Below are 12,109 nucleotides of genomic sequence, written 5' to 3'. Positions count from 1 at the left end.
TTCATTTTTGTCTACTCATCAACCACTCTCCTCAACTTTTTAAAGATTGTGTTACTTAAGACCCGAAACAAAACGTTCCGTGATTTCTTTTGGTCTAGTAATGGCTCCACCGACAACAATTCCACGCACCCCGTAACCTAGGATCTGCTTGGCTTGTTCTGGTGTATGAATTTTTCCTTCTGCGATGACGTCCACCCCTGCATCACAGAGCTTCTTAATCAATTCAAAATCTGGGCCATCTACTTTTGGACTGTAAGATGTGTAGCCTGATAAGGTTGTACCGACAAAATCAATTCCTGCTTCTACTGCTGTCAATCCCTCTTCGAAGGTACTGATGTCAGCCATCAAAAGTTGATCCGGATACTTTTCTTTGACTTGTCGGATAAAGTCTTGAATTTCCAAACCATCATAACGTTCTCGTTTGGTACAATCAAGAGCAATTACTTCGATGTCAAGTTCTGCTAATTCATCAATCTCTTTCATAGTGGCAGTGATGAATGGTTCTTGCGGAGGATAATCACGTTTGATAATCCCTATAATTGGAAGTTTGGTTACTTCCTTAATTTCTTTGATATCTCGGACACTATTAGCCCGGATACCTACTGCTCCACCTTGCTCAGCCGCTTTGACTAGCAAGGGAATTACCCCTCCCGCTTCTGTATAAAGCGGTTCGTGAGGAAGTGCCTGACAAGAAACGATGATTCCATTTTTAATCTGCTCAATCAAAGCTTCTTTTGTAATTTTTGGCATCCACTTTCCTCCTTTTCTCTTTTCTTATGTTCTCATTATATACTATTTTTAAAACGCTTTCAATATTTTGTTATACAATAGATTGAAGTTTCAAAATAATGTTGTGTAACAATTTGTTCTGAAAGTAGTTTCAGTTGCTACTGTTTTTTTTATTTATAAAAAACAGATTTATCAACTAGCACATCTATATTTAAACTCAATTCTGTTGTACTATAGCCCCCACTTCAATCGAAGCTATAGGGATATTCAAAACTATTCTATTGCCCTACATAGGTAAAAGGTATTTCACTACCACACAACCAATTATAAACTTGATCATTGACATGAACATTCATAGCCTCATGCGCGTATTCAGGCATAAGACGGTAGCTCTTCTCACAGGTTAGACGATTGTAAATAGCAAACTGAGTGATTGGGTAGCAGACATCATCATCAAGTCCCGTAATCATGCGAACCTCACCCTTAATACGATGGGCAAAGTTTTTCACATCGATATAACCCAAGGTTGCCATAATCTTCTCTTCCGTTTCATGGAAAGGATCATGAAATTTGAAATATCTAAAGAGCTCATCATAAGCTTCACTAGTATTACCAATCTCTAACACTCGTCTAAAGTCAGACAAGAATGGATAGATGGAAACTGTACGCTTGATTTTTGGGTTTAGAGCCGCTGCAATTATAGCTAAAGCCCCACCTTGAGATGCTCCATAGCTAGATAATTGTTCTTCATCAACTCGAGGAAGACTTGCAATAATTTCAACCAACTGATAAATATCTAGATAAACATCCTTGAAGAACAACTGGTCTTTTCCCGCTACAGCTCCTCGAATAATTTGCCCTTTAACGGTATTCCCTAGAGGAGAACACATACCATCTTGAGAGTAACCAGACTGCCCTCTGACATCCATGGATACCACACCATAACCTGCTACGGTATAGGCAAGCATATCTGTCCAATCCCAACCACGGCCCATATATCCATGAAAATGGAAAATAACAGGAACCTTCTTATCTAGTTTAGGCAAAACAACTCTTGCATAAACGATTCCATTACCAGTTCCTTTAAAGGTTAGTTCGTAACACTCAACATTTGGAATATGAAAATCACGCTCCTTTAATTGATAATCTGGTAAGGCCGATAACTTTTTAATCTCGCCATCCCAAAAAGTGTCAAAATCGAGTGGTACTTCATCTCGCCCTCTATAAGTTTTCATTTCTTCTATTAATGCTGGATTTCTCATAAAATTCTCCTTGTTTTTGTAACCGTTATCATAACTGTATCACATCTAGAAATGCAATGCAAGAATGACCTTAAATCAGAAAGTTTTTTTAGGTTATTCTTTCATTTCAAGTTAGACTAAAAGTAGTTTCAAGTAGACTCTTTCTTAAAAATCCGTGATTAATTTTCAGTTTATATCACACAACTAAAAATGAGAGCAAATCCTTGCTCTCACTAGCTTATCTATACGTTTACATGTTGTCCTTAACTGCTACGGCAACCATTTTAGCTTTTGCACGCACTTTACCTGCCACTGACATTTCCATAGAAACGATGGCTTTTCTTTCCCCTAGTTCCTCCAATGTTGAAGTAACGACAATCTCATCGTCAATTGGGGTTGGGCTAAGATAATCAACTTCTAAATGAGCTGTGATGAAGCGTCCGATAACTGTTTCAGCTGTCAATTCCAAACCCTTTTGATGATGAGCGAACCATGCAGCAGACGCTGTTCCATGACAGTCAAAAATCACAGCAATCATGCCACCAAATAGATTTGCAGGGACACCTCCTGTATACTGTTGGTCTACCTTGATACGGCTAATGCAGCTTGTGCCCTCTACACTTGGATAAGTTTTCAAATGCAATCCTAAATCATTCTTAGGTCCACAACCCCAACAGTGTTGAAATCTTTCCCCGTATGTATCCTGAATTGCAACATTTCTTGTCTCTAATGTCATGCGAACTCCTTTCAGAAGTGTATTGATTAGTTTTCTTCATTATAGCAACCTTTACCACAATAGTAAATAGACTAGTCCGATAATTATTTTAATTCCTAGTCTAAGCTCACTTTATAGAAAAAAAGCGTTTCCGCTCTTTTTCTTAGTATTTAGGAGAAGGTACTTGTTTCACTTGAAATGTTTTTTAATCATTTACCTTAATCATCATATGAGAGTTCTTATTTCTTTTTGATGATTCTAGTATAGGCACCTTATCTAAAACATACCTTATAGTTTTCTTAGAAAATGCTTAATCTAAATGTTCTTTCTTTTGTAGATTCAGAGCTATCATATGCCACTCTGGATCCTCTTGCCAGTTAGGGAGGGAGCTGATATAGCTAGCAACCTTACGAGCTTCCTCAAGAATTGGAAAGTCTTCGATAATATCTGCAACTTGAAACTCTGGTAAACCTGATTGTCTAGTTCCAAATATTTCACCAGAACCTCGCATTTTTAAATCTTCCTCAGCAAGAACAAAGCCATTTGTAGTCTCAGTCATAATCCTCATACGATCCTTACCTGAATCTGTCTTTGGATTAGCTACAAGAACAGCATATGACTGTTTATGCCCCCGACCAACTCGACCCCTGAGCTGATGGAGTTGACTGAGCCCAAAACGGTCGGCATCCATGATAATCATGACTGTCGCATTTGGAACATTGACACCAACTTCGATAACCGTCGTTGAAACAAGAATATCGGTCTTCTTCTCTTTAAAGTCCTGCATAATCTGGTCTTTTTCGTCACTCTTCATCTTTCCATGTAAGAGGGCTACTGTTGCCTTTCCAGCAAAATGAGTCGTCAACTCCTCTGATAAGGCAATAGCATTTTTCAGATCAAGAGCTTCAGACTCCTCAATCAATGGAGAAATAACATAGGCTTGAGAACCCTTCTGAATTTCTCCCTCTAGCCAAGTCAAAACCTGAGGCAGTTGTTCATGTTTAATCCAACGCGTAATAATCGGTTTTCGCCCCTCTGGCATTTGGTCAATAATAGACACATCCATATCTCCAAAAGCTGTGATAGCCAGGGTACGTGGAATTGGAGTCGCCGTCATCATGAGGACATCTGGGTTATCTCCTTTTTCTCGCAAGATGCGCCTTTGCCCTACGCCAAAGCGGTGTTGCTCATCAATAATAATCAAACCTAGTCTAGCGTAATCTACACCATCTTGAATTAGAGCATGGGTTCCAATAATAAAATCAACTTCACCCTTGCCAATCTTTTCCAAAACTTGCCGCTTTTCTCCAACTTTTAAAGAGCCTGTCAAAAGAACTAGTCTTAAATTCGGAAATAGTTCCTGTAAACTCTCAAAATGCTGTTCAGCTAAAATCTCTGTTGGCACCATCAGAGCAGCCTGGTAGCCTGCTGTCACAGCAGCATACATAGCTAGTCCTGCAACAACTGTCTTACCACTACCTACATCTCCTTGTAGAAGACGATTCATATGGCGATCAGAACTCATATCAGTCAAAATTTCTTCCAAACTCTTTTCCTGAGCTGGAGTTAAGGAAAAAGGCAGGCTTCCCCTCGCTTTTTCTAATTTTTCACGAGACCAGTTTATGACTAGGCCACTACCATGAACCATATTTTCTGATTTGAGGGTTTGCAATTGCATTTGGAAATAGAAAAGTTCCTCAAACTTAATCCGCCTAAGAGCTTGACGATAATCCGCCAAATCCTTGGGGAAATGCATAGCACGCACAGCTTGTCCACGTGGCATAAGCTTGTACTTATCTAGTAAAGTTTGAGGGAGATTCTCCTCCAGTAGGAGATCCAAGCCCTGATCAAAGGCCGTTTTAATAACCTTGACCAATCCTGCCTGACTAACTCCTTGAGCCAAACGATAGACTGGCTGAAGATCATCCTCGACTTGAGCCAAGACTTTCATCCCTGTCAAACTAGCTTTAGCACGATCCCACTTACCAAAAACTGCTAGGGTAGCACCGAGCTCTATCTTGTCTGCTAGATAGGGTTGATTGAAAAAGTTGACTGCAAACACAACTTCTCCCTGTTTCAGACTAAAGCGTAGGCGATTACGCTTGAAACCATAATACTGGACACTGGCAGGAGTTACGACCTGACCAGACAGGACCGCTTTTTCACCGTCTTCCAGCTCTAGCACCTGCTTGCTCTTGAAATCTTCATAACGAAAAGGAAAGTAGAGCAAGAGATCCTGCAAATTTTCAATGCCTAATTTAGCATACTTTTCTGCTGATTTGGGCCCTACACCCGGTAAGACATGTAAGGGTTGATGTAGATTCATCTTGCTCTCCTTTCCTTATTTGTCCTTAATAATATTCTCTCGGGATGCGATCACTTAGGAGGCAAACAACTTCATAGTTGATAGTCCCCCGATAGGTCGCCACCTCTGTAGTAGTGATTTCCTTATCACCATTTGAACCAATCAAAGTCACCTTCGTTCCCAACGGATAGATATGAGGTAGATGAATAGTTATTTGATCCATGGAAACTCGACCCACAATAGGGCACAATTGTCCATCCACCAAAACTGAGAAATTCTGCATATCTCTTGTCCAACCATCAGCATAGCCAATTGGCAGTGTAGCAATCACTTGTTCACTACCAGTTTCATACGTAGCCCCATAGCCTACACAAACCCCCGCTGGAAGCGTTTTTACATGTACAATAGCAGACTCCAGGCTCAATGCCGGCTTCAAGTCATACGGTAACTCCAAGACTCGTCCACTAGGATTGAGCCCATACATGGCATCTCCCATCCGGACTGCATTGAAAATTGTTTCTGCATGCCAAAGAGTCGTTGCTGAGTTGCTAGCATGGATCAGTTCCGGTAAGTCTTTAAATTCTGCTAGAATCGCTTTGAAACACTTTAATTGCTGGTCAAAGTATGCCTCAGACCGCTCATCTGCTGTCGCAAAGTGCGTAAAAATCCCCTCAACATAGGCCCCATGTTCTCGAAGCAAAACTTGAGCTTCTTGGGCTTCTTGAGCGTCTCTAAAACCGATTCGTCCCATACCTGAATCAATCTTGAGGTGAACAGTCAAACCAGATAGGTCTGAATGACTAGCTAATAAGCCCTCAACCCACTCTAGCCCTGCTACCGTCATGGTAATATCAAATTCTTGCGCTAGTGAAACTGACTCAACCTCAGATACGCCTAGAATAAGAATTTTCTTAGTAATGCCTGTCTGACGTAGTTCCAGAGCCTCATCAATATTTGAGACACAAAAACCATCTACATCCGATTGGATAGCTTTAGCGACTGCTACTGCTCCATGCCCATATGCGTTAGCTTTTACGACCGCCCACTTAAGAGTCCCTTGTGGAATATGAGCTCCCATTTGTTGGATGTTATATCGGATAGCTCCAAGGTTAATCAGAGCTTTGGTCGGTCTATGTGGACTAGTTTTCATGATCTCCCTCCAAAATGACACTGGCTGTCACAAACTGATTTGTATGGCTGATGGATAGCCATATCTTCCCTGAAAAAGGAGCTTGGTTAAAATAAGGGGCACCTTTATCATCATTCAAGACTTCTAAATCTTGAAAGCCAATCTTTCCTATTCCTGTTCCCATAGCCTTGGCAAAAGCTTCCTTAGCAGACCAGCGCCCCGCTAGATATTCAATTTGCTTACGGCCTTTAAGACTAGTATAACGTTCCATCTCTTTTGCCGTCAAGACTCGCAGAGGAAAACTTTCCCTTTTTTCAACCGCCACTTGTATTGAAGCTAACTCTTCAATATCGATTCCATGTCCAAGTATCATTTTTATCAAAAGGAGTTGAGATCCCCCCAACTCCATCCTTTTCTCTTATTTTGTTAAAGTAGCATAAATATCTTCTACCAAGGATTCTGTTTTATCCCAGCCCAAACAAGGGTCTGTAATAGAACATCCAAAAATTTCAGGCTGATTTTGACGTCCATCTTCCAAATAGGATTCAATCATAAATCCACGAACTGTTTTCCTGATTTTTTCATTCCATTCACGATTCAAAAGACTTTGTCGAACAATACGAATTTGTTCTAGGTATTCTTTACCTGAATTATCATGATTAGTATCAATGATAATAAATGGATTTTCTAAACCCATCTCCTCATAGCCTTCAATAGAGTCTAGTAAGGTCTCATAATAAAAGTTGGGTTTGTTGTCCCCATACTCATTTAGGCCACCTCTAAGAATGACATGTGCCAAAGGATTTCCTGAAGTCTCTACTTCTTGTCCGTGGTAGAGGAAAGTTTGCTTGTTTTGCGCTGCATAGATAGCATTAAACATAACAGCTAGATTACCAGATGTTGGATTTTTCATACCGACTGGAGCATCAATACCTGAGGCCACAAAACGGTGTTCCTGATCCTCAACCGACCGAGCTCCCACCGCATGATAACTCACCAAATCATCGACCATCACTAAATTTGATGGATAGAGCATTTCATCTGCCGTTGTCAATCCTGTCTCCGTAATGACCCGATAATGAAGATGGCGAACTGCCTGTAAGCCATTGATTAAACTTGGTGCTTTTGATGTATCTGGCTGATGAACCAAGCCCTTATAACCATCTCCATTGGTCCGAGGTTTGGCTGTGTATACACGCATGACCATAAAGATTTTATCGGCTACTTTTTGCTGTAAACGAGATAAGCGACGAGCATACTCTAGAACAGCTTCTTCATTATCCGACGAGCAAGGTCCTAATATCAATAAAAGACGGTCATCCTTACCAGCAATAATATTTGCCAGTTCTTGATCACGTTTATTCTTGTGATGTAAGGCTTCAGCAGATAGCTGTGTGTCAGCCTTTATCGATTGAATATCGATTTCTTGACCTTTTTCGATAAATACCATCTTAATCTCCTAGTGTTTGGTAGATTTCTCGAACTAGAGCTTCTGTTTTTTCCCAACCAAGGCAAGGATCTGTGATAGATTTCCCAAAGACCTCTGGCTCATTTTGATGTCCATCTTCTAAATAGGATTCAATCATGAAACCACGTACATATTTTTTAATCTTTTCATTCCAAGCTCGGTTGATTAAGGTTTGGCGAACAATACGAATCTGTTCTAGATATTTCTTACCTGAGTTATCATGGTTGGTATCAATAACAATAAACGGATTTTCCAAACCCATTTCTTCATACTGAGCAATTGTATCTAGTAAATTATCATAGTAGTAGTTAGGGATGTTTTTCCCGTATTCATTAAGGGCTCCACGAAGGATAGCGTGAGACAGAGGATTACCCGTAGTCTCTACTTCCTTTCCTAAGAAAAGGAAGCTCTGCTTATTCTGAGCAGCATAAATACCATTGAACATCACATTTAGATTTCCTGAAGTTGGATTTTTAAATCCTGTAGAGAAATCAGCTCCACTGGCTACAAAACGGTGCTGTTGATCCTCTACCGAACGCGCACCAACTGCCATATAAGAAATCAAGTCATCTACCAAAGGAAGATTTTCTGGATAAAGCATTTCATCTGCTGTTGTCATCCCTGTTTCTGTGATAACACGATAATGGAGTTGGCGAACTGCCTTAATACCATTAATAAGACTTGGAGCTTCCTTAGCATTTGGCTGATGGATCAATCCCTTATAGCCGTCACCGTTAGTACGTGGTTTAGCAGTATAGACACGCATGACCATAAAGACGCGGTCTTTGACTTCTTCTTGTAAGGCTGACAAGCGTTTAGCGTATTCAATTACGGCATCTTCATTATCAGATGAACATGGTCCAATTACTAACAAAACACGTTGATCTTCTCCACGAATAATAGCTTCTAACTCTTGATCTCGTTGCATTTTTTTAGCCAGTGCTTGGCCTTCTAATTTGGATACACTACGAACTTCTTCTATATTTATTTTAGGGCTTCTAGCTGTAAATACCATAACTCGTCTCCTTATAAAGCAAACGGACGCCGAGCAAAAATTTACTTTTCACTATGCATCCGCCTAAAAATTATTCAGTCTAATTATTTTTTCCCGTGACAGTTTTTAAACTTCTTACCTGAACCACATGGGCATAAGTCGTTGCGTTTCACTTGACTTAAGTCCAAATCATCTGGAAGATTTGTTTGTTTAGCTGCAATGTTTCGGGTAGCTGTAGTGCTGATATGACGTTCCGCTTGAGGACGTTCTTGCTCATGAATTTGAGCTTTCATCATCAATCGAGTAACATCAAATTCAATTGATCCAATCATATCATTAAACATACGGAAACCTTCCGCTTGGTATTCTACAACTGGGTTATTCTGAGCATAACCACGAAGCCCAACAGCATTACGTAACTGGTCAAGCGCATCGATGTGGTCTGTCCATTTACTGTCCACAACACGCAGAATCAATACTTTTTGGAATTCCTTAACAGCTTCCTCGTCACGTAATTTAGCTACTTGGCTATCATATACTTCCAAGGCACGTTTGTATAGTTCATCCTTAATAGCTTGGTCAGATAAACCAGTAAGGTCTTCAAGGGAAATCGAGTTCTCTGGGAGCAAGTTATACTTAGCAAAATTAAGAATTGCTTCCAATTTTTCTTCTTGCTTAGCACGAGCATGATTGTCGACAATACGGTTGATTGTACGCTTAATCATAGCGTGAATTTCTGGAGCAAGATCTCGATCAGCAGTGATAACATCATGACGTTGAGAGTAGATAATCTCACGTTGCTCACGCATAACATCATCATATTGAAGGACTTGTTTACGAGTATCGTAGTTATTTCCTTCAACTCGTTTTTGGGCTGCTTCCACTTGACGAGTCAACATACGTGATTCGATAGCTTCATCAGACATGTTAAGACGTTCAAATACACCCTTCAAACGTTCTGAACCGAAGCGTTTCATCAAATCATCTTCAAGAGATAGGTAGAATTGAGATTCACCTGGATCTCCTTGACGTCCTGAACGACCACGAAGCTGGTTATCAATACGGCGACTCTCATGTCGTTCTGTACCGATAACACAAAGTCCACCAAGCTCACGAACTCCTTCGCCAAGCTTAATGTCGGTACCACGTCCAGCCATGTTGGTTGCAATCGTAACTGCACCACGTTGACCAGCGTTCATAATGATTTGCGCTTCTTTATAGTGATTCTTAGCATTCAAAACTTCGTGAGGAATACCTGCAGCTACTAATTTCTTAGAAAGGAAATCACTAGTTTCAACCGCAACAGTACCTACTAAGACTGGTTGACCCTTTTGGTAACGAGCCTTAACGTCTTCAACCACAGCCTTGAATTTCGCATCGAGGCTAGCATAAAGAAGGTCAGAGTGGTCGATACGTTGGATAGGACGGTTGGTTGGAATTGGAATAACGCGAATGTTGTAGATTTCACGGAATTCTTCTTCTTCTGTTTTACCAGTACCAGTCATACCAGCCAATTTTTTATACATACGGAATAAGTTTTGGTAGGTAATAGATGCAGAAGTCTTCGTTTCATCTTGGATTGGCACACCTTCCTTAGCTTCAATAGCTTGGTGTAATCCGTCTGAATAACGACGACCTTCCATGGTACGTCCTGTAAATTGATCGACAATCAAGATTTCTTGTTCTTCACTAACCACATAGTCAATATCTAATGTCATAATGTAGTTGGCACGAAGAGCGTTGTCGATGAAGTGAGTAAGAGCTACGTTTTCAATATCGTAGAGGTTTTCTAGCTTAAAGTAGTCTTCAGCCTTATCAATCCCTGAATCTGACAAACCGATTGTTTTAGATTGAATATCAATAATATAATCTTCTTTATCCAATGACTTAACAAAGTAGTCTGCCATATGATATAGTTGGCTTGTCTCAACTGCATTAGCACCTGAAACAATCAATGGAGTTCTAGCTTCGTCAATCAAGATTGAGTCAACCTCATCGACCAAGGCATAGTTAAGTGGACGTTGAACCATGTTTTCTGCACGAACAACCATGTTGTCACGAAGGTAGTCGAAACCAATCTCTGAGTTTGTTGAATACGTAATATCACACAGATAAGCTTCTTTTTTCTCCATCGGAGATTTAGCTGCTAAGTTGATACCTACAGAAAGACCAAGCCAAGAGTATAGTTCACCCATTTCTGTTGCATCGCGTTCTGTTAGATACTCATTGACCGTAACTACGTGAACTCCCTGGCCAGCCAAAGCATTCAAATAAACTGGCATAGTCGCTGTCAAGGTTTTACCCTCACCAGTACGCATTTCTGGAACGTCACCATGGTGAAGAACGATACCACCCATAACCTGAACCTTATATGGGAAGAGACCGAGGACACGTTTTGCTCCCTCGCGGACAACCGCAAATGCTTCATACAAGAGCTGATCTAACGTTTCACCATTTTGATAACGTTGCTTAAACTCTTCCGTTTTCGCTTGAAGCTGCTCATCTGTCATTGCAGCCATCTCATCTTCGTATTTCAAAATCTTGTCAGCCATCTTTTCAAGACGACGAAGTTCACCTTTATCATTTTCGATAATTGTTTTTAGTAAATTTGCCATTTTTTTCCTTACTTCGAATTTTTAATATTTTAAAACGTTCTTTTCATTGTAACATATTCACCAATCTTTTTCAACAAAGAATACATCTTTATAGGCAGAAAAAGGTTGATTTTATCACTTTTTTAACATTTTTTTGTCTTTTAGTCCTACTTTTATTTAAACTTCCCATCCATACAAAAACCTTTAGCATTTTTTCTCATCCAAAGTCCTTTTTAACAAAAAGCCTAGAACAAATGTTCTAGGCTTTTGATTGATTTATTTCTTGACTTGTTGAACTTCAACAAAGATCTATCGAGATGTTGAATTGTTAAAGTCAACCTTTGGAGCTGTCTTGACTTCTTCGCTTTCTTTGAAGGTTTCTACTTCTTTAAAGTTCATCATATTAGCAAAGAGAACAGTTGGAAAGCTTCTTAATTTTTGATTGTAGTCAGTTGCTGCCTGGTTGTAATCCTTACGGGCTACAAAAATACGATTTTCGCTTCCAGCCAACTCCGTCATGAGTTGTTCAACATTTTGATTACTCTTAAGCTCAGGATAGTTCTCCGTCAACACAAGCAGACGTGAAATAGCTGAACTCAACTCCCCTTGAGCCTCTTGGTTTTCCTTTGAAGTAACAGAGCCATTCCCAATTTTTGCTCGTGCTTCTGCAATCTGGGTAAAGACCTCTGTCTCATGGTTCATTTGTCCCTTAACAGACTCTACCAGATTTCCAATCAAGTCTGAACGACGTTGAAGGGCTGTCGCTACATTTGCTTGAGCTTGTTCTACCTTGGTCTGTTCGGAGACAAGACCGTTATAAGTACCTACGACCGAGCAACCTCCCAGCAAGATAATTGCTAGTAAAATGCTCAATACATAAATGATTCCTTTATTTTTCATATCTAAACCTACTCATTTCTTTAATTTTTACACG

General features: G+C 40.1%; 10 protein-coding genes. All 10 read right to left on the bottom strand.

Annotation, left to right across the window (positions count from 1 at the left end):
- Window positions 1-51: 51 nt before the first annotated feature.
- The 10 genes from QM847_RS06300 to QM847_RS06255 all read right to left on the bottom strand — a co-directional run bounded on the left by QM847_RS06300 (window position 52) and on the right by QM847_RS06255 (window position 12,075).
- The gene (locus QM847_RS06300) at window positions 52-750 is read right to left on the bottom strand and encodes an N-acetylmannosamine-6-phosphate 2-epimerase (RefSeq protein WP_414354601.1); all 699 of its coding nucleotides are present in this window, start codon (window positions 748-750) and stop codon (window positions 52-54) included.
- A gap of 257 nt (window positions 751-1,007) precedes the next feature.
- Window positions 1,008-1,991 carry an alpha/beta fold hydrolase gene (locus QM847_RS06295; protein ID WP_414354599.1) on the bottom strand — a complete coding sequence of 328 codons (984 nt, stop codon included), beginning with the start codon at window positions 1,989-1,991 and terminating at the stop codon, window positions 1,008-1,010.
- Between the two features lie 229 nt (window positions 1,992-2,220).
- Window positions 2,221-2,706: an acyl-CoA thioesterase gene (locus tag QM847_RS06290; protein ID WP_006154562.1), complete on the bottom strand. Its 486-nt coding sequence runs from the start codon at window positions 2,704-2,706 to the stop codon at window positions 2,221-2,223.
- Window positions 2,707-2,995: 289 nt separating this feature from the next.
- Complete coding sequence (gene recG / locus QM847_RS06285; RefSeq protein ID WP_414354598.1) at window positions 2,996-5,011, bottom strand: ATP-dependent DNA helicase RecG; 2,016 nt, start codon at window positions 5,009-5,011, stop codon at window positions 2,996-2,998.
- 25 nt (window positions 5,012-5,036) lie between these two features.
- Window positions 5,037-6,140, bottom strand: a complete 1,104-nt coding sequence (alr, locus tag QM847_RS06280; RefSeq protein ID WP_414354597.1) for an alanine racemase — start codon at window positions 6,138-6,140, stop codon at window positions 5,037-5,039.
- Window positions 6,130-6,528 (bottom strand): holo-ACP synthase, encoded by a 399-nt coding sequence (gene acpS, locus QM847_RS06275; RefSeq protein WP_414354595.1) that lies wholly within the window; start codon window positions 6,526-6,528, stop codon window positions 6,130-6,132. The genes alr and acpS overlap by 11 nt, the downstream gene beginning before the upstream one ends.
- A 9-nt stretch (window positions 6,529-6,537) precedes the next feature.
- Window positions 6,538-7,569 carry a 3-deoxy-7-phosphoheptulonate synthase gene (locus tag QM847_RS06270; protein WP_414354593.1) on the bottom strand — a complete coding sequence of 344 codons (1,032 nt, stop codon included), beginning with the start codon at window positions 7,567-7,569 and terminating at the stop codon, window positions 6,538-6,540.
- Window position 7,570: 1 nt separating this feature from the next.
- Complete coding sequence (locus QM847_RS06265) at window positions 7,571-8,602, bottom strand: 3-deoxy-7-phosphoheptulonate synthase (RefSeq protein ID WP_414354591.1); 1,032 nt, start codon at window positions 8,600-8,602, stop codon at window positions 7,571-7,573.
- An 83-nt stretch (window positions 8,603-8,685) separates the two neighbouring features.
- A complete protein-coding gene (gene secA / locus QM847_RS06260; RefSeq protein WP_414354589.1) occupies window positions 8,686-11,196 on the bottom strand; it encodes a preprotein translocase subunit SecA in 2,511 nt (836 codons plus the stop codon).
- 288 nt (window positions 11,197-11,484) lie between these two features.
- Complete coding sequence (locus QM847_RS06255) at window positions 11,485-12,075, bottom strand: LemA family protein (RefSeq protein WP_414354587.1); 591 nt, start codon at window positions 12,073-12,075, stop codon at window positions 11,485-11,487.
- Window positions 12,076-12,109: the final 34 nt, after the last annotated feature.

Origin of the sequence: Streptococcus timonensis, from assembly GCF_047463455.1 — a bacterium.
Classification (GTDB): domain Bacteria; phylum Bacillota; class Bacilli; order Lactobacillales; family Streptococcaceae; genus Streptococcus; species Streptococcus timonensis_B.
Note: the sequence above shows the minus strand (reverse complement) of the source record. Positions and strands in the feature narration are given on the sequence as shown.